The following is a 23437-nucleotide window of genomic DNA, read 5'->3' as shown; positions in this document are numbered from 1 at the left end:
TATGAGAATTGTTTTTGCCGGTACACCGGATTTTGCGGTGCCATCCTTGCGCTCGGTGACTCAGCGAGCCGATGTTGTTGCGGTCTACACGCAACCAGATCGCCCCGCTGGTCGTGGCCGTGAACTGATGCCTTCGCCAGTCAAGCTGGAGGCGGTCGCGCGTGGTTTGCCGGTGTACCAACCCCAGACCTTGCGTTCGCCCGAGGTGTTGGAGCAGCTACGTGCATTGCGTCCAGATCTGATTGTTGTCGTTGCTTACGGGGTGATTCTCCCCGAGGCGGTGTTGACGATTCCTGATGATGGTTGCTGGAACGTGCATGCTTCCCTGTTACCGCGCTGGCGCGGCGCTGCACCGATTCAGCGTGCGATTGAGGCCGGTGATACCGAAACCGGCGTTTGTCTGATGCAGATGGAAGCGGGTCTTGATACTGGCCCTGTGTTGATGTCCCTGAAGACTCCGATTAATGCGCATGAAACCAGTGGGCAGTTACATGATCGTCTTGCTGAGATGGGAGCACAGCTACTTTCTGATGGCCTGGGCTTGTTGCGTGCTGGGCTACGGCCTGTGCCACAGCCGCAGTTGGCTGTTGGTGTGACCTATGCGCACAAACTCGGCAAGGTTGAATCCCGGCTTGATTGGGAGCAACCGGCCGAACGGCTTGCCTGCAGGGTACGGGCGTTCCAGCCATGGCCGGTGGCTGAGGTCGTATTGAGTGGTGAGCGGGTGCGTATCCATGAGGCGTTGGCTCTGGATCTGGATCACAGCCAGCCGCCGGGTACGGTGTTGGCGGCGAGTAAAGAGGGGATTGATGTGGCCTGTGTGCAGGGCGCGTTGCGTTTGTGCAGATTACAGAGGGAAGGTGGGAAAGCGATCACCGTGGCTGATTACCTTAACGCCCGCCGAGACTTGCAGGTCCGTGCGTGAGCGATGGCATTGCACCGCGTGTGGTTGCGGCGCGGGTGCTAGCTTTGGTCGTGGATCAGGGGCGTTCGCTCAAGACGGAGCTGGCCGCAGCGTTGCCAACGTTGGAGGATGTGCGTGACCGTGCCTTGGTCGAGGCAATCTGTTTTGCAGTGTTGCGGCGGCGTCCGGTTTATGAGGCTGCGCTCACCCGGTGGTTGGCGCGTCCCTTGGGTCGTGGTGATGCGCAGTTGCGCGGCTTGCTTATGGTTGGTTTTGCGCAACTTGATGTTTTAAAAGTACCGCCGTATGCGGCGTTGTCAGCGACGGTTGATGCCTGCCGCGTGCTGGGGTGGCCCCACCGGGTCAGTTTTGTCAATGCGGTGTTGCGTCGTGCTCAGCGTGAACGTTTGCCGGTCGTATCGTCTGATGCTGCTTGGCCACGTTGGTTGGCAGAGCGCATCCGTGCTGACTGGGGGGAGCAGGCAGAAGCAATTTTTGATGCCAGCCTTAAGCCAGCGCCGATGTGGTTACGGGTCAATCTGCGCTATGGCGATCGTCACACCTATGTGCAGCGTTTGCAGGCAGCAGGTTTGGAGGCTGTACCAAGTGGATTGGTCCCTGAGGCGCTTGCGTTGGATTGTTCTGTGCCTGTAGTGCAATTGCCCGGGTTCCAGGGCGGTGAAGTGTCGGTTCAAGACTTGTCGGCGCAGCAAGTGGCTGCGTTGTTGTCACCAGCGCCACACGCCCGTCTGCTTGATGCGTGTGCCGCGCCAGGCGGCAAAGCTGCACATCTGTTAGAGCGTGCGCCCACACTGTGCTTGACTGCGTTGGATGTAGATATGCAGCGGTTGCGTCGGGTTGCTGAGACTTGTGACCGCATCCATGTCAAGGCTAGGTTGTGTGTTGCCGATGCGACTGATCTTGCAGCGTGGTGGGATGGGGAGCCGTTTGATGCGGTGTTGTTGGATGCGCCCTGCTCAGCGACTGGAGTGGTACGCCGCCAACCGGACGTACTGCTCCACCGGCGTGCCGAGGATCTATTGCCTTTATTAAATATTCAGTCCCGATTGCTGGATGCTTGTTGGCGCACCTTGCGCCCCGGAGGAGTACTGGTGTATGTGACCTGTTCGGTGCTGCGTGCCGAGAACCAGACTCAGTTGGAAGCGTTTCTGGCCAGGACGGCCGATGCCTGCGCCGAGGACCCTGGGGATGCGTATGGTCAGCCCGCTGGTCTGGGGCGGCAGCGCTTGCCGGGTGAACAAGGCGGTGATGGCTTTTTTTATGCCAGGTTGATTAAAGACATATCAATGTGAAAAGACATATAAATGTGAAATGTATCAGTTCAAGTGACTATTACAGCTTCATGAAAATCCGGCACGTTTCACATCAAGCTTGGTTGCTGTTTCTGGTGGCGTTGTTGGTGTTGGGGAGTGGTTTGGGCTTACGCGATCCGCATCCGGCCGATGAGCCGCGTTTCGCTCTGGTCGCCAAGCAAATGGTGGACAGTGGGGAGTGGTTATTCCCACATCGCGGTAATGAGTTGTATTCAGATAAGCCGCCAATGCTGATGTGGTTACAGGCTGCTTTTTATACTTTGTTCGGCAATTTGAAAGTGGCTTTTTTATTGCCTTCGCTGTTAGCTGCACTGGGTACGTTGGTATGTGTCTATGATCTTGGGCGCCGGTTGTGGACGCGTCGGATCGGGTTGTATGCGGCGTATGCCCTGCTGTTTACGTTTCATTTCACCTATCAAGCCAAGCGTGCACAGATTGATGCGTTAGTGGTCTTTTTCATCACCTTTGCCAACTATGGTTTGCTACGCCATCTGTTGTTTGGGGGCACTGGCGTTGGTGGGTGCTGGGTTGGTTTGCGGCTGGCCTTGGGACGATCACTAAGGGTGTTGGTGCACTGGCGCTGTTGATTGTGTTGCCGGCAGCGGCTGCTTCATTGGCAGGGTGGCCGCGGGTCAGGGTGCACGTGCGTGATGTGCGCTTTTGGTTAGGGCCGCTGGGTTTCTTGGTTGCGGTCTCGCTGTGGTTAGTGCCAATGGTGATGACCGCGTTGTCTGCTCAGCAGCCTGAATACCGTGCTTATTTGAACGATATTCTGTTACGGCAGACGTTTGGGCGCTATACCAAATCCTGGGATCACGCACAGCCTCCTTGGTACTTCCTTCAAGTGATGCTCGTGATGTGGATTCCCACGCTTCTGGCGTTGCCGTGGGCCTTGCCGGCCTGGTGGCGCAGAATGCGCCGCCGTGATCCCCGTTATTTGCTGCCCTTGGCGTGGTGTGTGTTGTTGCTTGTGTTCTTTTCGATTCCCAGCGGCAAGCGAGATGTTTATATGCTGCCCGCGTTGCCAATGGTGTGTTTGGCGCTAGCACCGTTGTTGCCAGGATTGTTGCGTAAGCGTGCGTGTTCCCGGTTGCTGCTGGCGTTTGGTGTGCTGCTGGTGCTGGTGCTGGCAGTGTTTGGGGCGGGCTTATTGATCCGTTCGGATTGGCAGGCACGGATGATGGAGGGGACCACGTTGATTTTGGAGGATGTGCGTGTGATCGCGTGGGGGGGGATAGCGGTCGCATCATGGGGAGTATTTAGCTTACTTGCGTTCAGCCAGCGTCGTCCTGTTGTTGCGGTGTTTTCGGTCCTTACGACCCTGTGGTTGGTCTTCGGGTTGGTGCTGATGCCGGTTGTAAACGATTCCAGTTCTGCGCGTGGGGTCATGATGATTGCGGGCAAGCGCATCGGTCCGGCCGCTGAGCTTGGTTTGGTGGCTTGGAAGGAGCAGAACCTGTTGATGGCTGACCGTTCAGTAGCGACCTTTGGTTTCTTAGTGCCTTGGGACGAGCAATTGCGCCGTGGTATTGCTTGGCAGGTGCAGCGGCCGCGGCAGCGCTGGTTGTTAGTGCAGGAGGCTGCCATGTTCGGTTGTATCAATCGTAGCGCCAGTGTGTTTGTTGGCTCTTCGAATCGCCGTGCCTGGTGGTTAGTGCCAGCGTGGGCCGTGCATGGGGCTTGCATAATGACCCAGGCTGAGCACGATCGTTTGAGCAAGCAATAGGATAGAAGTTTCGATTAATGGACAGGCTATTGTTGGTTTTATTACTGTAAATCCTGTGATGGGTAGCGTTGTTCGTTTGGGTGTGTTTGGGATGCAGTGATGGGGTTAAAGAGGGAAGTGCTCAATCTTTTCCCACGCAAGCATTGAGTGCAGCGGTGCAGCATCGGGTGTGATCTGTGGGTGAGCTAAAGAAGTGCATTGTTGTTTTGCGTCTCAACTAAAGAAATGTCGATTTTAAAAATGGCGGATGCTGTATTTGCAACGCTAAACCTACGCAGTTTCCATATGAATATCAAATTAAATCAATGAATTGTGGAGCGATGCCCCGCTCCGCAATTCACCGGGTTGTTGTGGCCCTGGTCCCTTTACATTTGCGTACATCATGTTCTGTCATCGTTGTCGATGTGCCTGCCCCAGTTGTGCTTGGGTTTGGTGGATATCACCTACCAAGTCCGCCTTGTTGGGTATCGCTGTGGCGTTCGGTCATTGGATCGGTAGGCGTAAGGGTGAGTGGCGTCCTCTTAAGTAGATAAGCAAAGTTTATTGATACATCCGTTGATGTGGGTCCTTCATTCTCTGAATTCTCCTTGCTGTGGTGTGCAGGATGATGTGCTTGTTTGCTTCCTGCTCAGCGGTGCGATGGTGTGTTGTGTTTTTGAAGCAGGCATCCAATGAAGTGTTTGAGATATATCAAAGTCAGCCATCTGATCCACAAGCACGGTCGTTACGATGCTGAATGGTGAAATGCTGGTTTTGAAAGGGCTGGACCTTGTTACCCATTAGGGCAAAGTCACCGTGGAGCATTTTGCTGACGAGGGTGAAAAGCGGCGCTCCATTCCTGGAATGCGTTGCGCAGTGATGAGTGGCTGCGCTGACGTGGGCGGGGGGTGATAGTATTGAGAACGATTCTTGTCATTAAGAGTGTTTTGTGACGTTGTTGGATATGGTGTTGCGCCGCACTGCTGTTGTGGTAGCGGTTGAGGATCGTCAGCCTAACGATGTGATTGCACGGCGCTTGCGCGAATTGGGTTTCGTTGCCGGTGAGGAGATCACAGTGCTGGCGACTGGCCCTTTAGGGCGTGAGCCGCTCTTGGTACAGGTCGGCTACACTCGTTTTGCTTTGCGCAGGGTTGAGGCGCAGCGCATCCGAGTGGTGCCGATGGAGACGGTCAATGAGTAAGCATGTGCTCCGGTTGGCTTTGGTGGGTAATCCCAATAGTGGTAAGACGGCGTTGTTTAATCGGTTGACGGGTAGCCGACAGAAAGTGGCTAATTATCCTGGCGTCACCGTTGAGCGTAAGGAGGGGTATTTCCGCGCATCGTCTGGACGTGAGTTCGTGATCCTTGATCTGCCGGGTGCTTATAGTTTTCAGCCTGCTAGTTTTGACGAGGCGATTACCCGTGATTTTTGCCGTGGTTTCTATCCTGGTGAGGCGCCGCCGGATGTGTTGGTTTGTGTGGTTGATGCAACCAATCTGCGGTTGCATTTGCGTTTTGTACTGGAATTGATTGAATTAGGGCGGCCAGTCGTGGTGGCGCTGAACATGGTGGATGCTGCACAGCGGCGTGGTATCCGTATTGATCGCGTGATTCTGGAGCAGTTGTTGGGAGTACCAGTGGTGGAAACGGTCGCGGTCCGCCGCCATGGTGCACGTGCGCTGCTTGAGCAACTCGACACGGGGGTGATTCCATTGCCTGCACCTGTACCCGCGTTAGCCGCTGGTGACCAGTATCACGCGCAAGTGCGTCATATTTTGGATGCGGCTGTCAAAATGCCCAGTCGCACGTCGCGTGTGGATGACGCATTGGACCGCTGGTTGTTGCATCCGGTGTTTGGTTTAGTGGTGCTGACTGTTGTGATGTTCTTGATTTTTCAGGCGGTATACGCATGGGCTGCGCCGCTGGTGAGTTTGATTGAGGGAAGTACCACGGTGTTGGGTCATTGGGTTGGGAATAGATTGCCGGATGGTCCGCTACGTAGTTTAGTGGTGGACGGCATTATTACCGGTATCGGCGGAGTTCTGATGTTTTTGCCGCAGATCTTGATCTTGTTTGCTTTCATCCTGGCGCTTGAGGAGTCTGGTTATTTGCCACGTGCGGCGTTTTTGCTGGATCGACTGATGGTGCTGGCTGGGTTGTCTGGGCGTTCGTTCATTCCTCTGTTGTCTAGTTTTGCTTGTGCAGTGCCGGGCATTATGTCAACGCGCAGTATTCAGGACCCGCGTGATCGACTTGTCACCATCCTTGTCGCACCGTTGATGACCTGTTCGGCGCGGTTGCCGGTGTATACGTTGCTCATTGGTGCGTTCGTGCCGCGTAAATCTTTGTGGGGGCCGATCAATCAACAGGGGTTGGTGCTATTTGGGTTGTATATGGCGGGAATTTTCAGTGCGCTTGTCGTGTCCTGGACGGTAAAAAAGTGGCGCCGCGGTACAAGTGAGCATCCATTATTATTGGAGCTGCCTTCTTACCGATTACCTCACTCACGTGATTTGCTGCTGGGTTTGTGGGAGCGTGCGGTGATTTTTCTTAAGCGTGTCGGTGGCATTATCTTGGCATTGACTATTTTGCTGTGGTTCTTGCTGGCGTTTCCGGAGCCACCGTCCGGCGCGATTGGCCCAGCGATCCAATACAGCTTTGCTGGAAGAATTGGCCATGTGATTGCGGTATTTTTTGCCCCCTTAGGTTTTAGCTGGCAAATTTGTATTGCGTTGATCCCCGGGTTGGCTGCCCGCGAGGTCGCGGTTTCTTCACTGGCAACGGTGTATGCCTTGTCAGCGTCTAATGAAGAGATGGCTGTACGGGCATTGTCGCCGCTGATTCAAGACGGCTGGTCATTAGCGACTGCGCTGTCGCTCCTTGTCTGGTACATCTATGCACCGATGTGTATTTCCACTCTGGTGACGATTAAGCGAGAGACTAATTCTTGGAAGCACATGGCTATGACGGCCGGTTATCTGTTTGCTCTTGCTTACTTGGCGGCGTTGGCAACCTACCAGGTCGCATTGTTACTGGGGGCAGGTTAACCCATGAGCGTCTCTTTGTTGTTGCAGTATGTGGTGATTGCGCTGGCGGTGCTGGTCAGCGTCTTTGTGGTGGTCCGTAAGTATCTGCCCGGGACCTGGGGGCGTGTCTGTGGTGTATTGGGTGGGTATTTGACCCGCCCTGGTCTGCCTGTTTGGATACAGCGTTTGGGGTATCGTTTGGCGCCAAGGATGCGCCGTGTCGGTGCTTGTCATGGGTGTGACAATTGCACTTCTGGCTCCGGTGGTGGGGGGGGTAAGAGGAGTGAGCAAGGAGTGAGCAGACACTCTTTAGAACGGCAGTAGGTCGGGATGCTTGGCTGCTTGCATAGTCCGATGGCGGCATTTGGGTGTTCTGGGTATCCGTGGTTGGGATCTTCCCCATTTTAAATGGGGTTTTTGTGTGCTCCAATTTGGGGGCAATGCAGGTGAATTGGTAGGTGGTGTTAGGGGCTATTGTCTTTCAGTGCTATGCCCCGGTATCGGTATCGGTATCGGTATCGGTATCGTGTCCGGGTGCAAGGGGCAATAGCATGTGTTCCGAATCAAGGTATTTTTGCCAATCAAGCAATGAGCGACCAAGTTTTGGATCTATAAAATCAGTCGTAAAGCTAGTGTCGTTGTGCTTGCGTTTGTATCCAGATGAAGGACGTCTTGGGTGATACTTAATTGGAATTTACAACGGCGTTAGTCTGTCCGGTTGCTGCTGATTTTTCACCTGCGAATGGGTTCAGCTTGCGGATTGCTGCCGGGTATTTGGGCCATTTTTTGCCTTTGAGCCAAGGATGGTCGGGGGCATTGGTTTGCAATACCTGGCGTGCATTGTCTGCAAGTGTCTTGTTACCCAAATGGGTGTAAGCCTCTCCAAGGGCGGCCACTGCATCGTATTGGAAGGGGCTCTGTGGGTAGGTTTCTAGCAGAAAGTTGGCGCGGCCTGCGGCTGCGACCCAAGCCGTGCGGCGCAGGTAGTAGAGTGTAACGTTCATCTCGTATTGGGCGAACATGTTACGCAGCTCAGTCATTTGCTTCTTGGCATCGGTAGCGTAACGGCTGTTTGGGTAGCGATCCAGAACCGTTTTGAAGTCGTTGTAGGCTTGCTGTGGGGCGGATAAGTCACGGCGACTGAGGTCCAGTGACCAGACTTTGCGTAAAAATATGGTGTCGCGGTTGCTGTTGCTCAGGCCACGCAGGTAGTACATATAGGGGATGTTATGGTGCGTCGGGTAAGTGCGTATGAAGCGGTCGATTGATGATACAGCGTCGTCGTGTTTTCCCGACTTGTACTGTGCGTAGGCGTTCTCGACCATTGCTTGTTCGGTATACGGGCCATACGGGTATTGGGCAATGAGGCGCTTGAAGCTGAGCTCGGCACCGGCCCAGTTACCTTTCTTCATGAGCGTGTGTGCCTTGTCGTACAGATGTTCCACCGGCATGCCATCATCAGCGTTCTTTTTGGTTTCGCGGTGACAGCCGGTGATGAGGATGAAGGTAGCCAGTAGCACGGCCAACAGGTGGATAGGTGAGAAGAAGGTAGGACGTTGGATCATGGGTTTGCGTGGCACGCATCAATAATATGAAGCATTGATGATAGCCTAATGGCATGTCTTGTGACTGACTTATGCTCCCTCTAGTGCCGAATTTCGTTGTTTTTGTTGGTGTTTATGTCCGATGACCTCGCTGGATTCTCCCGTCAGACCACTGTGCCGGATGGTGCTGCTGGCCGTCGTTTCGATGCTGTGTTGGCTGAGCTTTTTCCGGAATTCTCGCGCTCGCGCTTGACGGAATGGATCAAATCTGGGGATGTGCTGTTGAATGGAGTGTTGGTACGACCGCGTGATCCGGTTTACGGTGGCGAGGTGGTTTGGTTGCAGGTCATGCCAGATATCCGCACTGATGCGGTGCCGCAGGATATTCCGTTAGATATTTTGTACGAGGATGAGCATGTATTCGTCATCAATAAGCCTGCGGGGTTGGTCGTACACCCGGGGGCTGGTAATCCCGATGGGACGTTGGTTAATGCGTTGCTGCATCGTGATCCGGCGTTAGCGGCGGTGCCGCGTGCTGGGGTGGTGCATCGTTTGGACAAGGATACGAGTGGGGTGATGGTCGTGGCACGCACGCTGCAGGCGCAGACTGCGTTGGTGGAGCAGTTGTCTTCACGTCAGGTACATCGTCAGTATTTGGCAGTCGTTGTTAGCGCGTTGGTTTCCGGTGGTACGGTGAATGCGGCGATTGAACGTCACCCGCGTGACCGGCTGCGGATGGAGGTGTCAGACACAGGGAAGGAGGCAGTCACTCATTATCGGTTGCGGGAACGTTTCCGTGCGCATACGGCATTGGAGTGTCGTTTAGATACTGGGCGTACGCATCAGATCCGTGTCCACATGGCGCATCTGCGCCATCCAATTGTCGGTGATCGGTTGTACGGTGGGTCGTTGAAGTTGCCAAAGGGCGGCACGGATGCCTTGGTGGCCATGCTGCGTGGATTCAAGCGTCAGGCATTGCATGCTGAGGTGTTGGAGTTTCTGCATCCTGTAAGGGCTCTGCCTGTGCGTATTGTTGCGCCGGTGCCAGAGGATTTATGTCAGCTTCTTGCGGCGCTGCGTGAGGACAGTGCGCTGTTCTTTGAGCGGGAGTGGCGTTGAGATGGGTAAGTTTCCATCTTGGGTGTTAGTGGCGGATTGGCCGCCGCCGCCCGGTGTCATGGCATTGAGCACGTTGCGCGATGGGCCTGGTGTATCCGTAGCACCATTTGATCGGTTGAATCTGGGGAACTGTAGTGGCGTTGCAGGTGATGCTCCTGTGTGTGTGGAGCGGAATCGGTCGCGTTTGGTCCAGATGCTGGGGTTACCGTCGGTGCCGCACTGGTTGCGGCAAGTGCATGGTGTGGAGGTGTTGCGTGTCGATGTGCTTCCGCAGTCGATCGCTCGTGTGGTTGAGCCGACGGCTGATGCTGCGGTGACCAGTGTGGCTGGGGCGGTCTTGGTGATTTTGACTGCGGATTGTTTGCCGGTCGTCTTGGCTGCTGTTGATGGGAGTGAGATCGGTGTTGTACACGCTGGTTGGCGTGGTTTGGCTGATGATGTGTTGGAGCGCACGGTGGCTGCGTTGCGGACGTCGCCAGAGTGTTTGCAGGCGTGGCTTGGGCCTGCGGCTGGTCCACAGGCCTATGAGGTTGGTGTGGATGTGTATGCAGCGTTCGTTGAGCGGGACTCGGGTGCAGCTTGTGCTTTTTCAGTGACCCGTCCCGGGCATTGGTATGTTGATCTGTATGCGTTGGCACGACAGCGTTTGATGCGTGCGGGGCTGTCGGCAGTTTCTATTTATGGGGGGGCTTATGCACAATCTCCGATCCGCAGCGATTTTTCTCTCACCGCCGTGATCGGCGCAGCGGACGTTTTGCCACGTTGGCGTGGATTGGGTGTTAATGCGTGTCTCTCTTCATTCCATCGGGTGGTGGATGGCTGGGGTATGTGCTGTGTGGTTGGTGGGTGTACGGTGCGTGGAGCTGGTGCGGTAGGGGGCGTGCTTCAAGGACGGGCATTGCGTGGTAGCCTGGATTGGCTGCAATGATGTGTTTGCCCCTTGCCCCTTGCCCCTTGCCCCTTGCCCCTTGCCCCTTGCCCCTTGCCCCTTGCCCCTTGCCCCTTGCCCCTTGCCCCTTGCCCCTTTGTAGGGTAGTGCCGCTTTAAGTGATTTTTATTAGTCATGATCGTGACGAGCGTTGGCAGTATTGTTTTGCTGGGGGGTAATACACGCGCTGTGATGGGTGCACGCTCCTCGGTTGTATTGGCGTGTGTGTTATACGCGGGTGTCGTGGTTGTTTGTTGGTGCGTGATTCGGGTATGGGGTCTGGGCTGGTTGCTGTAATCGGTACGTTGGTTCTACGGTTGGGGGAATGGTGAGTCGGTTAAGGATGGGCGCTGCTGTTTTTGGGTTGCTGTGTCGGTGCCGATGGTGGAACCGTTGATCTGTGATGAGGGTGTGTTGCGTCAGGTTGATACGACTACTGCGGTGATTGTCTTCGATGGCGTCTGCGTACTATGTAATGGTTGGGTGCGTTTCTTGCTACGCCGTGATCGAAAAAAACGCTACCGTTTTGCCGCGATGCAGGGGCAGCATGGTGGGGCGCTGTTACGTGCATATGGGTTGGATCCGGAGGATCCGCTTTCGTTCTTGCTGGTTGAGGATGGAAAGGGGTGGAGTGATTCGGATGCGGTGTTACGTGTATTAGTTGGTTTGGGTGGTTTTTGGCGCGTTGCTGCTTGCTTGTACGTGTTGCCGCGTCGTTGGACAGATGCTGGTTATCGTTGGTTGGCGCGTAATCGCTATCGTTGGTTTGGGCGCCATGAGCAGTGTCTGCTGCCCGAGCCGGAAGAGCGTGAGCGCTTCTTTGATTGATGTTTTTGCACTTTATTTAGTGCGGTGATGCGGTGTGCTTTGGTGCGGGTATATGCAGCTGATGCTTTATGGTGGCAAGCAAATGTTGTTGCAAGAAATAATCGGGTGCTTGGAAGGCTCTGGATGTTGAGACGGCCCGCTGGAGATTCCAGCGGGCCGTTTTGTCAAAGTGCTTGCATTTCCGAGTTGGCGTTGTAGGTGGTGGAATGCTGATTCTTCGGGGCAATGGTTGGGTCAGCGGGGGTGGCGGATTTGTCCGGCACTTCTAGATAGGGAAGTGATAGCGTTTCACTGGTCATTCGTCGAATTTTGTTGGTCAGTGCTGGGCTGTCGTTGATGTGCTGTCCATAGGAAGGAATGATCTTCTTCAACTGCGTTTCCCAGCCATTTTTCATTTGTTGCGGAAATGCTTTGGCTAGCAGATCTAGCATGATCGAGGGGGAGGTCGATGCGCCGGGAGAGGCGCCTAGCAGGGTAGCGAGTGTGTGGTCTTTATCCATCACGATTTCAGTACCGAATTGAAGAATCATGCCCTTGTCCGGATCGCGTTTGATGATTTGTACACGTTGGCCGGCTGTGACGAGTGTCCAGTCTGTTGGTTTGGCGTTGGGGAAGTATTTCAAAAGTTCGGCATGCCGGTCTGCATCGGTGAGTGTGGCCTGTTTCATCAGGTATTTCACAAGGTCAATATTATTTTTGCCGACGCTCAGCATGCCGGCGGCGTTGTGATGGTTGACTGATGAGTAGAGGTCGAACCAGGAGCCATTTTTCAGGAATTTGGTGCTGTAAAGTGCGAACGGTCCAAAGAGAACGATGGATTTACCGTCGAGTTTTCGGGCGTCCAGGTGAGGTACCGACATCGGCGGCGAGCCGGACTCAGCCATGCCATAGGCTTTGACGTTGTGGCGCTTAGTGATGGCTGTGTTTTCGAAGGACAGGAACTGGCCGCCGACCGGAAAGCCTGCATAGTCTTTGGATTCCGGGATCCCGGACAGTTGCAGCAGTTTCAGTGCAGCACCACCGGCTCCAATAAACACAAAGCGTGATTTGATGCTGCGTTCTTGGCCATTGTTGAGGTCTTTGACGGTCACGTTCCATGTTTTGTCGGGGTTTTGGCGCAGTGCGGTGACTTCATGGTCCAGGTGCAGTGCAAAGTTTTGGCTGTCTTGCAGATGCTTGGCAAGATCCCGGGTAATGACGCCGAAGTTAACGTCAGTGCCTAGCGGCATGTAGGTTGCAGCGACTTTCTGATCCTGTGTCCGACCTTCCATCAGCAGTGGCGCCCACTTTTGGATGATCGCTGGGTCGGTAGAGAACTGCATTCCGTAGAACAGTGGGTTCTTGATGAGGGCGTTGTGACGCTTGCGCAGGTATTCGATCCGGTCTTCACCCCAGACGAAGCTCATGTGCGGGGTCGCGTTGATGAACTCTGTGGGTGCGGGCAAGCGGCCATGACGGACCTGATGGGACCAGAATTCGCGTGATATCTCGAATTGTTCGGCGATCTTGATGGCGCGTTTGATTTCGATGGTGCCATCTTGCAGTTCTGGTGTGTAATTTAGTTCGGCGAATGCGGAATGACCTGTGCCGGCGTTGTTCCAGCCGTCCGAGCTTTCCTGCGCAATGCCGTTCAGGCGTTCGAACAACTCGATTTTCCAATCTGGTTGAAGTTCCTGTAAATAGGTGCCAAGGGTGACGCTCATGATGCCGCCACCGATAAGTACGACGTCTACTGGGGCGTCGTTATTTGCTTTGGGGACAGAGCGCTGGTACAGCGGCCAGTACAAGAATAGAAGTGTCGCCAGAGCAAACGCCACGATGAGGCCAGTGAGTTCCTTAAGGGATTTCTTCATGGGATGTGGGGTGTCTCGGGAAGGAAAATTGGGGTGTTAACTTGATTTAGATGTGGGACGTGTCAGCGACGGTGTGCGCTGTTTTGGTTGAAAACCAGCAAATTTTACTTGAAAAACGTGACCGTTGTTGGTTTTTTTTGCTTTATTATTAAATATTGAATTTAAAGTAGCGTTGACGTTTGTATTTTAGTGGTATTGGAATAGGTAACGTTATTTAATGTCTCACCTATTATGTGTATAGATGCGCAGTGTTTAATGGCTAATCGGGTGACATGACTGTTTTGGTTTATCGTGACGTTCGTAAATTAACTTTCTGGTGTTAGTTCAATATTCGAGTCATGGTTTCTTGTGGCTGATCCGTTATTTGTTTCGCATATTTTTTGCCCTTGGATAAGGGAAAGTGGTTTTTTCAGGCAAGTCAAATATATAAGACAAGTATTCTAGTCAGGGTGGAGTTTCCTTTTAGAACTGATAAATGTCTTAAACGGGTATGACGTTAGTGTTGAAATAAGGCATGCGGCCTGCCCAGTATTGTGCAGGCCGCGGCTGTATTTACTTGAGTGCTTTAAAGCGTAGCCGTTTGGGGCCGGTGTCGTTGCCGAAGCGGCGTTTTTTATCTTCTTCGTACTCGCGGTAGTTGCCTTGGAAAAATTCGACGTGCGAGTCGCCTTCGAAGGCGAGAATGTGGGTTGCGATACGATCTAGAAACCAGCGGTCGTGGGAAATCACGAAGGTGTTCCCTGGGAATTCGAGCAGTGCGTCTTCTAATGCACGCAAGGTTTCGATGTCCAGGTCGTTGGATGGTTCGTCGAGTAAAAGGACATTACCGCCCTGTAACAGGGTCTTGGCCATATGCAGACGGCCACGTTCGCCACCGGACAGTGAACCGACCATCTTTTGTTGATCTTGACCTTTGAAGTTGAAGCGTCCGATATAGGCGCGCGACTGGATTTCTATGCCATTGATGTTGAGGATGTCCAGACCGCCGGAAATTTCATGGAATACGGTATGGCTGCCTTCCAGCTTATCGCGGCTTTGGTCGACATAAGCCAGTTTTACCGTTGAGCCGGTGATAATCTCGCCGGTATCAGGTTTTTCCTGGCCGGTGATCATTTTGAATAGTGTGGATTTTCCGGCGCCGTTCGGGCCAATGATGCCAATGATTGCGCCTGCAGGGACGAGGAAGCTGAGGTTGTCGATGAGCAGGCGGTCGCCGAATGTCTTGGAGACGTTTTTGAATTCGATGACTGACGCGCCTAGGCGTTCGCCTGGTGGGATAAATATTTCATTCGTTTCGTTGCGTTTTTGGTATTCATGCGATTGTAGTTCTTCCAGGCGCGTCAAGCGTGCTTTGCCTTTGGAGCGCCCGCCTTTGGCATTTTGGCGCGCCCATTCCAGTTCTCTATGGATTGCTTTTTGACGTGCTTTTTCTTGGTTTTCTTCTTGTTTCAGGCGATCTTCTTTCTGTACGAGCCACTCGGTGTAGTTGCCTTTCCAGGGAATACCGCGGCCTCTGTCTAGTTCTAGGATCCATTCGGCGGCGTTGTCGAGAAAGTAGCGGTCGTGGGTTACTGCGACGACGGTACCGGTGTAGCGTTGCAGGAATTGTTCCAACCACTCCACAGACTCAGCATCTAAATGGTTGGTCGGCTCGTCGAGCAGCAGCATGTCTGGTTTTTGCAGTAGCAAGCGGCACAATGCGACGCGGCGCTTCTCGCCGCCGGACAGGTTGCTGATGGCGGCGTCCCATGGCGGTAAACGCAGCGCGTCTGCTGCAACGTCCAGTTGTTGTTCCAGGGTATGTGCGTCGTTGCTTGCCAAGATTGCTTCCAGGCGCTCCTGCTCTTTAGCGAGTGCGTCGAAGTCCGCACCCTCTTCAGCGTAGGCGGCGTAGACTTTTTCCAGCGCTGCTTGGGCTTGCATGATCTCGCCGACGCCTTCTTCGACTGATTCGCGTACGGTTTTTTGGGGATCCAGTTGTGGTTCCTGGGCCAAGTAGCCGATTTTGATACCAGGCTGTGCGCGAGCCTCGCCTTCGAAGTCGGTGTCCACACCGGCCATGATTTTTAGTACGGTGGATTTCCCCGCGCCGTTCAGGCCGAGCAGGCCGATTTTGGCGCCTGGAAAAAACGATAGAGAAATGTCCTTGATGATCTGCCGTTTGGGCGGGATCACTTTACTGACGCGGTTCATTGTGTAGATGTATTGCGAGGACATGCGGTCTCCGTAGACGCAGTGCGGTCATCCGGGCAGGGCCGGAAGGGGGCGATATAAGAGGCGCTAATTATACTGTCAAGCTGCGTGATCGGGGTTGATGTGCGGAGGCAGTGACTTGCGTGATGGGGCGTGTTGGTTGCGCCGCGTTTGTGTGATGGGTGTTTAGGGTGTTGCTGGTTGCGGTCGGATGAAATGGGTCAGGCCTTCTGGGACATTCTTAATGTTTTGCCCGAATGTTTCCGCATGTTTCTGCCTGGATATTTTCACTGTGTGGGAAGTGTTTTAGACCTCTGTCGCGCTGTCAGCATGATGTTCCTGTTGGAGTTGCGTGCGGTGATTCTTGCGGCTGTTGTTTGGGATTGTTGAGGATGGGGCATGGTGACGTTGGTGTGCTTGTGGCTATTCCACGGGGTGTCATGATGTTAATCGTTTAATCCTATGAAGCTTTTTTCATCGTGGTTGGCATGAAGCATTGATCTGGTAGCAGATGTTTAATCATGTTCTGGCTGGTCGGGTTTGATTCCTGTGCAGATTGTGTTGCGGTGCACAGTCTGTGTGGAGGGGAAGGGGCAGAGTGAAACGTGTAGGCTGATGAATTTGCTCAGTCCAGTGTGGTGCGTTTTATAATTTTTGGTGTCCAGATGCTGATTGCATCCCCTGTGTTTTTTTCCGGAGTTGCCATGTTCCCGCGTGATGCTCGTCTTGATATGTACGATCCCGAGTTGGCTAAGGCCATCGCTGCTGAAGTGAGGCGTCAGGAGGATCACGTTGAGTTGATTGCCAGTGAAAATTATTGCAGTACGTTGGTGATGCAGGTGCAGGGGAGTCAACTGACTAATAAGTATGCTGAAGGGTATTCTGGAAAGCGTTACTACGGTGGTTGTGAGTATGTCGATATCGCTGAGCAATTGGCGATTGAGCGTGCCAAAAAACTGTTTGGTGCCGATTATGCCAATGTGCAGCCCCATAGCGGTTCACAAGCCAATCAAGCGGTGTACTTTGCCTTGTTGCAGCCAGGCGATACGATCCTCGGGATGAGCTTGGCGCATGGCGGTCACTTGACTCACGGCGCCAATGTTAATGTGTCTGGCAAGTTGTTCAATGCGGTTCAGTACGGAGTGAATGCTCAAGGGTTGATTGATTACGAGGCTGTTGAATCGCTTGCGTTAGAGCATCGGCCGAAGATGGTTGTGGCGGGCTTTTCGGCGTATTCGCAGAAAATTGATTGGGCGCGCTTCCGTGCCATTGCTGATCAGGTGGGCGCTTACTTGCTTGTTGATATGGCACATGTGGCTGGCTTGGTGGCGGCTGGTGTCTATCCGAGTCCGCTGCCGCATGCGCATGTTGTGACTTCGACGACGCATAAGACACTGCGCGGCCCACGTGGCGGCATTATTGTTGCGCAGGCTCCGCAGGAGGCGTTGGTTAAGAAGTTGCAGTCGATAGTGTTTCCTGGGATCCAGGGTGGTCCATTGATGCATGTGATCGCGGCCAAAGCGGTTGCTTTTAAGGAGGCGTTGGAGCCTGCGTTTAAGGTGTATCAGCAGCAGGTGGTGAAGAATGCGAAGGCGATGGCTGGGACCCTCATGTTACGCGGCTATAAGATTGTCTCTGGTGGTACAGAAAATCATTTGATGTTGGTTGACATGATCGGTAGGGATGTCTCTGGGAAGGACGCTGAGGGCGCATTGGGTCAGGTTCATATCACTGTCAATAAGAATGCGGTACCGGATGATCCGCGCTCTCCGTTCGTAACCTCCGGGTTACGCTTGGGGACTCCAGCAGTCACGACACGGGGTTACCAGGAGCAGGATTGTGTGGACTTAGCGCACTGGATTGCTGATGTGCTTGACGCGCCTGCAGATGTGACGGTCATTGCCGCAGTCCGTGAGAAGGTTGCGGCGCAGTGCAAGAAGTATCCTGTGTATCGCTGAGTGTCTGGGGTTGGAATGTTACGGTGCTTGGAACGCAGTGACGTTTCTTGGATATTCTTGCTGTGCTTCAGTGAAGGATATTTGGGTGATGATGCGTTTTAAGGATAGGTTGTGCGATCTTTGTTCGGTCGCTACGTGACAGAAGCAGTTTATTTTACTTCACGCATGCGTTGCTATTCGGTGCACCTATCCTTTTGATTGGTGGGCCACTATCTATGGGTTTATTACTTCTTACAGTCCTGCAAGGCAATGGTTCGATGATGACGAAGGGATTGATTCTGGGGTGGCTTGGGTCGCGCTTCTTGGGATTGGTTGGCTGGTTGGTGTTGTCGTATGCGTTCTTGACCGGAGTGCGGTCTGGTTTGGTGCAGTTGAGTTGGAAATGAAATGGTGGCTCTTTTTGATGGCTGGTGTTCCGGCGGCTGTATTTTTATTCTGGTTTTTCTATGTTTTGACTTTTAATGGTGGCTCCTATCACTCGGGGTCTTTTTATGGGTGGGGTGTTTTATGTCTTGGTCCTGTGGCGTTACCGCTGACATTGCATTTATTGTGGCTACGTTTCGTATCGCAGCGGCGGTCAGAGCAATGCAACGTGGTTGACCGTATCAATCCCACTTAGTGTTGGCCGACGAGTAGACTTGCGTGTATGTATTGTCTGTTTTGCCAACATACCGATACCCGAGTGATTGATTCGCGCGTCTCCGAAGACGGTGCGACAATCCGGCGTCGCCGCGAGTGTGAGGCGTGCGGTGAGCGTTTCAGTACGTTGGAAACGATTGAGTTGAAGTTGCCGGTGATCATCAAGAAGGATGGTGGGCGTGAGGCATTTGATGGACGCAAGCTGCGTACCAGTTTTGATCGAGCTCTACAGAAGCGTCCAGTGGCTGAGGAGCGCATTGAGATGGCGATGCGTGCGGTGATCCACCGTCTGCGTATGGCCGGTGAGCGTGAAGTGCCTTCAATCGTGGTGGGTGAATGTGTTATGGCTGAGTTGCGTAAGCTCGACCATGTGGGCTATGTGCGTTTTGCTTCGGTCTATCGCAGTTTCCAGGATGTTGCCGATTTCCGCGAAGAGATCGAAAAGCTTGAGAGCGAGTTACTGGTGAGTAGGGAGCAGTTGCCGTTGTTGGAAGCAGTAATGGAATCGATAGGACACCCTTCTATTGATCAGGGGGGGTAAGCACGGTGCGTGATGCACGTCATCACTGTTTTCTATGTGTTGCGATTGTTTGTTGATGGGGTTGCATCGGTATTTGGGTGGCTGCGTTAATGAGTTCGGTCAATCTTGGGTTATCCAACTGCCTTTGATGAGGGCATTTTGGTGCCTGTCGTGCGTGCAGGCTGATGTGTTCGTTTGGCTATGTTAGTTTGCTGAATGAATGTAACGTTGAGTGTTTGCAATGTTCACTGTGGTTTGCGTTGCTCATCACGCGTGTTGACGTGTGTGCAGGGCAGGCCCATGGGCGGGTACAGTGTGGTTTGAGTGTGTCAATGGTCTGCGCGAGTATGTCTTTTACTGTTGTTAGCTTGTCTTGTCCTTGATAAGGCTGCGGTTACCCTGTTTGTCGAGTATGGTGATTCCCCTGGATAGGGAAGCTGAGCGATGAGCGCATTTTCCGCGGATGATCACCGTCACATGGAACGGGCCTTGTGTTTGGCTGAGCGTGGTGCTTACACGACGCGTCCTAACCCAATGGTGGGTTGTGTGATTGTGCGTGATGGTGAAGTAGTGGGAGAGGGTTGGCACCAGCGTGCTGGCGATCCGCATGCTGAGGTATTTGCATTGTGTGCGGCTGGAGACCGCGCACGAGGTGCAACGGCTTACGTCACGTTGGAGCCGTGTGCGCACTCGGGGCGTACTCCGCCGTGTGCGATGGCGTTGATTGATGCCGGAGTGAGACGGGTGGTGGCGGCGATGGTCGATCCATTTCCGTTAGTCAATGGTGGGGGAGTCACTCTGTTACGTGCGGCTGGGGTGACGGTTGAGCATGGTTTGATGGAGGCGCAGGCGCGCGCACTCAACCGTGGCTTTCTGTCGCGGGTGGAGCGTGGTCGGCCATGGGTGCGGATCAAGCTTGGTAGCAGTTTGGATGGGCGTACCGCGTTGGCTAGTGGCGAATCCAAGTGGATTACCGGGGAGGCGGCACGTGCTGATGTGCAGCGTTGGCGCGCGCGCGCTAGCGCGATTTTGACGGGGGCTGGGACGGTGCTTGCCGATGATCCGGCGTTAACGGTGCGCCTGGGTGGGGAGGAGGGAGCGTTTTTGCCGCCGTTGCGGGTGGTGCTTGATTCTAGCTTGCGTTCACTTAGTTGCGTGAAGGTGCGTGACGGTACTGCACCAACGTTGTATCTGCATGGTTTTGGGGTCACGTCCCCTGTGTTGCAACACGTCGATTTTTCCGAGGTTCAGCAACGTGATGCTGGGCTTGATCTGGAGGCTGTGTTACGCCTGTTGGGTGAGCGTGGCATCAATGAGGTGCAGGTTGAGGCTGGGGCGACGTTATGCGGGGCCTTGCTGCACGCTGGGTTGGTGGATGAGTTGCTGATTTATATTGCACCGTTGTTGCTGGGTGATACGGCACGGCCATTACTGGCTGGATTGGATATCGGGCGCATGGATCAGTGCATTGGTTTGAAGGTGCTGGAGGTCGCTCAGGTCGGCAATGATCTGCGATTGTTATTACGTCCGTGTGGTTGAATGGCGGTAGAGGTGCCCATTGGCATTTCAGGTCTCCAGGGGGCATGTTGGCGCACGTTTTCCATCGTAGGAGTTGTGGTGTTGCTGTGGTTGCATGGGGGCGGGTGATGCAGACAGTGTCCGGATGTTGACCGTGTTCTAGGGAAGGATGTTGAGGGTTTGTCATGTTCGGTTGCGATGCAATGTGCCGTGTCTCATTGGTATCAGTGATGAGGGCAGCGCTGCAGGCCTGTTAGAATTGCGGTTCCCGGTTTGGCCGGTGATTGCGAGCCTTGGTATAGGGTGAGTTCTTTAGCTTAGGGGGCAGTGCATTGTGGCGCATGAGGTTGCGAGGTGCTGTGTTGCGTTGTGCGACGCAGGCGGGCGTAATCGGTGTATGCCGCAGTCCAGAGGGGTCGTATGGATAAAAATGCGCCGCACACGTGTGCTTCTGTTGCAGGTACTTGTTGCGCCGAGTGGCGTGTTTCGCTCATGACAAGGCAGGAAATGTAAATGCAAATTCTTTTTGAAGTTGTTCATTGTCTTCGTGATCCAGCATCGCGGTGCATTGTTACGGTCGTGCAGATGGAACGCCGGGAGCAGTCTTGATGTTCACGGGCATTATTGGTGGGGTGGGCCGTCTTGCTGCGCGCGTGCGGCAGGGAGGCGATGTGCGTTTTACGTTCGAGGTCGGCACACTACCGTTCTCCGAGGTCAGTTACGGAGAAAGCATTGCTGTGAATGGTGTTTGTTTAACGGTGACCGCATTCGACGCGCTGTGCTTTCAAGCAGATGCCTCCACTGAGACGCTTGCTCTGACCACCCTTGGTCAGTTACCTGAAGGGGCGACGCTTAACTTAGAGCGGGCGATGTGCCCGACCGATCGCTTAGGTGGTCACTTGGTCAGTGGTCATGTCGATGGCATTGGTCGGGTCTTGTCGGTTCACGAGGACGCACGTGCGCAGCGTTGGAGTTTCGCTGCTCCGGTACCGTTGCTGAAGTATGTGGCTAAAAAGGGTTCGATCTGTGTCGATGGGGTCAGTTTGACCGTCAATGCGGTGAATGCGAAAGGGTTCGAGGTGGCGTTGATTCCGCACACGGTGGCGCATACCCGGTTTTCTCGTACGGTGATCGGTGAGGCAGTGAATCTGGAGATTGATTTAATTGCACGCTACGTCGAACGTTTGTTGGTGACGGGGAACAAGCAATGAATTCTTTTGCGGCGGTTCCGGTGTTGATTGAGGAGATTCGTGCTGGTCGCATGGTGGTGATTGTTGATGATGAGGATCGTGAAAATGAGGGCGATCTCATTATGGCTGCGGAGTTGGTTGCACCGAAGGACATTAATTTCATGGTGACGCACGCGCGTGGCTTGGTCTGCTTGTCGTTGACACGTGAGCGCTGTGCCCAGATTGGGCTGTCGCCGATGGTGCAGCGCAACACGACGCGGTTTCAGACGAATTTCACGGTCAGCATTGAGGCTGCTGAGGGTTTGACGACCGGCATTTCCGCGTATGACCGTGCGCATACCATCCGTACCGCAGTGCGTCCAAACGCTAAGCCATCTGACCTGCATCAACCCGGCCACATCTTCCCCTTGATCGCGCAGCCGGGTGGGGTACTTACCCGTGCTGGTCACACTGAAGCGGCGAGTGATTTGCCAATGTTGGCTGGCCTGGAACCGGCTGGGGTGCTTGTGGAGATTATGAATGCTGACGGGACGATGGCGCGTCGCCCGCAGTTGGAGGTATTTGCGCAGCAACATGGGTTGAAGATAGGTTCGATCGCTGATTTGATCGCTTACCGTCTTGCCAATGAACACACTGTTGAGCGTGTGGACGAGCGTGTCATTGAGACCGAGTATGGTTCGTTCTTATTGGTGACTTATCGTGATCGTATCGCCCATGACCTGCATTTTGCGTTGGTGCGTGGCACTTTGGACGCTTCGATCCCAACTCTTGTCCGGGTACAGGTAGAGAATCCTCTGGCGGATATGTTGCACTGGCGCCGTGAAGACTTTGGTGTGGCTGCATCGGATGCATTGCGCATGATCGCTGCGGCTGAGCGTGGTGTGATGGTGATGTTGGCAGCGCCACGAGATAGTGATGTCTTGTTGGCAAGGCTCCGGAGTGAGCCGGAGGTGGTTTCCAATGTGAAGGATGTAGGGCAGTGGCGGCGTAACGGTGCTGGGGGACAGATTCTGGCTGATCTTGGCTTGGCGAAGCTGCGCGTGTTGGGTACGCCGCGTCGCCAGATTGCCTTGGCCGGATTTGGTCTGGAAGTGCTAGAGTATGTGGAATGCCGCGGCGGGGTCCCGGTCCCCTCCCAGGGTGTCGATTGAATTTTTCCTCATTCCGGAGTCAAACCTTAGATGAGCCACTACGAAGGCGATCTTCGCCCCGCAGGTGCGCGCTTTGTGATCGTCTGCAGCCGCTGGAACGCTCGTATTACTGATGCATTAGTTGCTGGTGCCTGTCACAGTCTTGTTGACAATGGTGTACCAGATGACGCAGTGGATGTGGTGCGTGTGCCGGGTGCATGGGAGATCCCTATCGTTGCCAATCTGCTTGCGCAGGCAGGGCAACATGCCGCCATCATTGCATTGGGGTGTGTGGTTCGTGGCGATACCCGTCATTACGAGCATGTCGCCGATCTATGTGCTGAGGGAATGATGAGTGTGCAGATGCAGACGGGTGTCCCTGTACTGAATGGTGTGCTTGCTGTCGAGTGCATTAAAGATGCCGAGATGCGTGCTGGTGGGAGTCATGGTAACAAGGGGGCGGAAACTGCCTTGGCGGCTTTGGAAATGGTGAGTTTGTTGGAGAAGTTGCCATGAGCAAGGTTTCCGGTGGCGGACCGTGTTCGAGACGCCGGGATGGTGTTGATCCAGCGCTGCGTTCACGTGCGCGCCGTCGTGCTTTGCAAGCGGTGTACGCTTGGCAGATCTCTGGTGGTGTTGCTAAGCAGGTAATTGCTCATTTTGCACATGAGCAGGCGTATGAGGTGGCTGATTTGGTCTATTTTGAAGATTTGGTTGAGGGGGTATTGACCCACTGCGCCGAATTGGACGAGAAGTTGACCCCGTATCTTGACCGCACGATAGAGGAGGTCGATGCGATTGAGAGGGCGGTGTTGCGTTTGGGGGCTTACGAATTGCTGTATCGCCAGGATGTCCCTTACCGAGTAGTGATCAATGAGGCGATCATGACTGCTAAAAGGTTTGGTTCTAAGTATGGTCATACTTACGTCAATGGTGTGCTTGATCGTGCTGCGCTTGCCTTGCGTAAAGTTGAGGTGCTTGGATGAAGTTTGCCGTTCCTTAAGTCGTCGCGTAGCTAGCAGCTGCCAGCAGCGACGGATGTTCGATT

Annotated in this window: 19 protein-coding genes and 2 pseudogenes; 18 read left to right on the top strand and 3 right to left on the bottom strand. The window is 54.0% G+C overall.

From position 1 onward, the window contains the following. Window position 1: 1 nt before the first annotated feature. The 6 genes and pseudogenes from fmt to F7G16_RS09705 all read left to right on the top strand — a co-directional run bounded on the left by fmt (window position 2) and on the right by F7G16_RS09705 (window position 7293). Complete coding sequence (gene fmt, locus F7G16_RS09730; RefSeq protein WP_004089641.1) at window positions 2-925, top strand: methionyl-tRNA formyltransferase; 924 nt, start codon at window positions 2-4, stop codon at window positions 923-925. After that, the gene (gene rsmB, locus F7G16_RS09725; RefSeq protein WP_004089643.1) at window positions 922-2217 is read left to right on the top strand and encodes a 16S rRNA (cytosine(967)-C(5))-methyltransferase RsmB; all 1296 of its coding nucleotides are present in this window, start codon (window positions 922-924) and stop codon (window positions 2215-2217) included. Before fmt ends, rsmB begins: the two co-directional genes overlap by 4 nt. 50 nt (window positions 2218-2267) lie before the next feature. Beyond that, window positions 2268-3964: pseudogene (locus tag F7G16_RS09720) on the top strand (ArnT family glycosyltransferase). A gap of 928 nt (window positions 3965-4892) precedes the next feature. Further along, window positions 4893-5144 carry a FeoA family protein gene (locus F7G16_RS09715; RefSeq protein WP_010893451.1) on the top strand — a complete coding sequence of 84 codons (252 nt, stop codon included), beginning with the start codon at window positions 4893-4895 and terminating at the stop codon, window positions 5142-5144. Next, window positions 5137-6990: a ferrous iron transporter B gene (gene feoB, locus F7G16_RS09710; RefSeq protein ID WP_004089649.1), complete on the top strand. Its 1854-nt coding sequence runs from the start codon at window positions 5137-5139 to the stop codon at window positions 6988-6990. Before F7G16_RS09715 ends, feoB begins: the two co-directional genes overlap by 8 nt. Before the next feature lie 3 nt (window positions 6991-6993). After that, entirely contained in the window at window positions 6994-7293 is a 300-nt protein-coding gene (locus F7G16_RS09705; RefSeq protein ID WP_004089651.1) for a DUF6587 family protein, read from the top strand. 359 nt (window positions 7294-7652) lie between these two features. Here the strand turns inward: F7G16_RS09705 and F7G16_RS09700 are convergent, their stop codons facing one another. Continuing rightward, window positions 7653-8534, bottom strand: a complete 882-nt coding sequence (locus F7G16_RS09700; protein ID WP_004089657.1) for an outer membrane protein assembly factor BamD — start codon at window positions 8532-8534, stop codon at window positions 7653-7655. Between the two features lie 114 nt (window positions 8535-8648). On the opposite strand from F7G16_RS09700, the gene rluD reads away from it, so the two are divergent. The 4 genes and pseudogenes from rluD (at window position 8649) to F7G16_RS09680 (ending at window position 11388) form a co-directional block, all read left to right on the top strand. Next, window positions 8649-9632, top strand: a complete 984-nt coding sequence (gene rluD / locus F7G16_RS09695) for a 23S rRNA pseudouridine(1911/1915/1917) synthase RluD (RefSeq protein ID WP_004089658.1) — start codon at window positions 8649-8651, stop codon at window positions 9630-9632. 1 nt (window position 9633) lies between these two features. Further along, window positions 9634-10415: pseudogene (gene pgeF, locus F7G16_RS09690) on the top strand (peptidoglycan editing factor PgeF). Beyond that, window positions 10387-10560 carry a hypothetical protein gene (locus F7G16_RS09685; protein ID WP_155115082.1) on the top strand — a complete coding sequence of 58 codons (174 nt, stop codon included), beginning with the start codon at window positions 10387-10389 and terminating at the stop codon, window positions 10558-10560. Before pgeF ends, F7G16_RS09685 begins: the two are co-directional and overlap by 29 nt. Window positions 10561-10941: 381 nt before the next feature. Continuing rightward, window positions 10942-11388: a thiol-disulfide oxidoreductase DCC family protein gene (locus F7G16_RS09680; protein ID WP_004089664.1), complete on the top strand. Its 447-nt coding sequence runs from the start codon at window positions 10942-10944 to the stop codon at window positions 11386-11388. A gap of 164 nt (window positions 11389-11552) precedes the next feature. Here F7G16_RS09680 and mqo read toward each other — a convergent pair whose 3' ends face one another. After that, the gene (gene mqo / locus F7G16_RS09675; protein ID WP_004089665.1) at window positions 11553-13241 is read right to left on the bottom strand and encodes a malate dehydrogenase (quinone); all 1689 of its coding nucleotides are present in this window, start codon (window positions 13239-13241) and stop codon (window positions 11553-11555) included. A 552-nt stretch (window positions 13242-13793) separates the two neighbouring features. Continuing rightward, window positions 13794-15458, bottom strand: a complete 1665-nt coding sequence (gene ettA / locus F7G16_RS09670; protein ID WP_011098235.1) for an energy-dependent translational throttle protein EttA — start codon at window positions 15456-15458, stop codon at window positions 13794-13796. Window positions 15459-16138: 680 nt separating this feature from the next. Between ettA and glyA the strand changes: the two genes are divergently transcribed. The 8 genes from glyA (at window position 16139) to nusB (ending at window position 23375) form a co-directional block, all read left to right on the top strand. Next, window positions 16139-17392 carry a serine hydroxymethyltransferase gene (gene glyA, locus F7G16_RS09665; RefSeq protein ID WP_012382734.1) on the top strand — a complete coding sequence of 418 codons (1254 nt, stop codon included), beginning with the start codon at window positions 16139-16141 and terminating at the stop codon, window positions 17390-17392. A gap of 215 nt (window positions 17393-17607) precedes the next feature. Further along, on the top strand, window positions 17608-17778 hold the full coding sequence (locus F7G16_RS12380; protein ID WP_225621674.1) for a hypothetical protein: 171 nt from the start codon (window positions 17608-17610) through the stop codon (window positions 17776-17778). A gap of 260 nt (window positions 17779-18038) precedes the next feature. Continuing rightward, window positions 18039-18572 carry a transcriptional regulator NrdR gene (nrdR, locus tag F7G16_RS09655; RefSeq protein ID WP_004089673.1) on the top strand — a complete coding sequence of 178 codons (534 nt, stop codon included), beginning with the start codon at window positions 18039-18041 and terminating at the stop codon, window positions 18570-18572. A 423-nt stretch (window positions 18573-18995) separates the two neighbouring features. Continuing rightward, window positions 18996-20090: a bifunctional diaminohydroxyphosphoribosylaminopyrimidine deaminase/5-amino-6-(5-phosphoribosylamino)uracil reductase RibD gene (gene ribD, locus F7G16_RS09650; protein WP_004089675.1), complete on the top strand. Its 1095-nt coding sequence runs from the start codon at window positions 18996-18998 to the stop codon at window positions 20088-20090. Window positions 20091-20677: 587 nt separating this feature from the next. Next, window positions 20678-21280, top strand: coding sequence for a riboflavin synthase (locus F7G16_RS09645; RefSeq protein WP_004089677.1), 603 nt, complete (start codon window positions 20678-20680; stop codon window positions 21278-21280). After that, window positions 21277-22410, top strand: coding sequence for a 3,4-dihydroxy-2-butanone-4-phosphate synthase (gene ribB / locus F7G16_RS09640; protein ID WP_004089678.1), 1134 nt, complete (start codon window positions 21277-21279; stop codon window positions 22408-22410). Before F7G16_RS09645 ends, ribB begins: the two co-directional genes overlap by 4 nt. Before the next feature lie 30 nt (window positions 22411-22440). Continuing rightward, window positions 22441-22905, top strand: a complete 465-nt coding sequence (gene ribH / locus F7G16_RS09635) for a 6,7-dimethyl-8-ribityllumazine synthase (RefSeq protein ID WP_004086411.1) — start codon at window positions 22441-22443, stop codon at window positions 22903-22905. Further along, on the top strand, window positions 22902-23375 hold the full coding sequence (nusB, locus tag F7G16_RS09630) for a transcription antitermination factor NusB (protein ID WP_004089680.1): 474 nt from the start codon (window positions 22902-22904) through the stop codon (window positions 23373-23375). The genes ribH and nusB overlap by 4 nt, the downstream gene beginning before the upstream one ends. Window positions 23376-23437: the final 62 nt, after the last annotated feature.

This window comes from Xylella fastidiosa, from assembly GCF_011801475.1.
GTDB classification, from domain to species: domain Bacteria; phylum Pseudomonadota; class Gammaproteobacteria; order Xanthomonadales; family Xanthomonadaceae; genus Xylella; species Xylella fastidiosa.
This window is presented reverse-complemented; position numbering and strand designations above follow the sequence as displayed.

Excerpts from the sequence above, each read along its gene's own strand:
- F7G16_RS12380 (WP_225621674.1), top strand. The coding sequence starts at position 17,608 with ATGGGTTTATTACTTCTTACAGTCCTGCAAGGCAATGGTTCGATGATG.
- nusB (WP_004089680.1), top strand. The coding sequence starts at position 22,902 with ATGAGCAAGGTTTCCGGTGGCGGACCGTGTTCGAGACGCCGGGATGGT.
- glyA (WP_012382734.1), top strand. The coding sequence starts at position 16,139 with ATGTTCCCGCGTGATGCTCGTCTTGATATGTACGATCCCGAGTTGGCT.
- feoB (WP_004089649.1), top strand. The coding sequence starts at position 5,137 with ATGAGTAAGCATGTGCTCCGGTTGGCTTTGGTGGGTAATCCCAATAGT.
- fmt (WP_004089641.1), top strand. The coding sequence starts at position 2 with ATGAGAATTGTTTTTGCCGGTACACCGGATTTTGCGGTGCCATCCTTG.
- F7G16_RS09645 (WP_004089677.1), top strand. The coding sequence starts at position 20,678 with ATGTTCACGGGCATTATTGGTGGGGTGGGCCGTCTTGCTGCGCGCGTG.
- ribB (WP_004089678.1), top strand. The coding sequence starts at position 21,277 with ATGAATTCTTTTGCGGCGGTTCCGGTGTTGATTGAGGAGATTCGTGCT.
- F7G16_RS09700 (WP_004089657.1), bottom strand. The coding sequence starts at position 8,534 with ATGATCCAACGTCCTACCTTCTTCTCACCTATCCACCTGTTGGCCGTG.
- F7G16_RS09705 (WP_004089651.1), top strand. The coding sequence starts at position 6,994 with ATGAGCGTCTCTTTGTTGTTGCAGTATGTGGTGATTGCGCTGGCGGTG.
- nrdR (WP_004089673.1), top strand. The coding sequence starts at position 18,039 with ATGTATTGTCTGTTTTGCCAACATACCGATACCCGAGTGATTGATTCG.
- rluD (WP_004089658.1), top strand. The coding sequence starts at position 8,649 with ATGTCCGATGACCTCGCTGGATTCTCCCGTCAGACCACTGTGCCGGAT.
- F7G16_RS09680 (WP_004089664.1), top strand. The coding sequence starts at position 10,942 with ATGGTGGAACCGTTGATCTGTGATGAGGGTGTGTTGCGTCAGGTTGAT.
- ettA (WP_011098235.1), bottom strand. The coding sequence starts at position 15,458 with ATGTCCTCGCAATACATCTACACAATGAACCGCGTCAGTAAAGTGATC.
- ribH (WP_004086411.1), top strand. The coding sequence starts at position 22,441 with ATGAGCCACTACGAAGGCGATCTTCGCCCCGCAGGTGCGCGCTTTGTG.
- mqo (WP_004089665.1), bottom strand. The coding sequence starts at position 13,241 with ATGAAGAAATCCCTTAAGGAACTCACTGGCCTCATCGTGGCGTTTGCT.
- ribD (WP_004089675.1), top strand. The coding sequence starts at position 18,996 with ATGAGCGCATTTTCCGCGGATGATCACCGTCACATGGAACGGGCCTTG.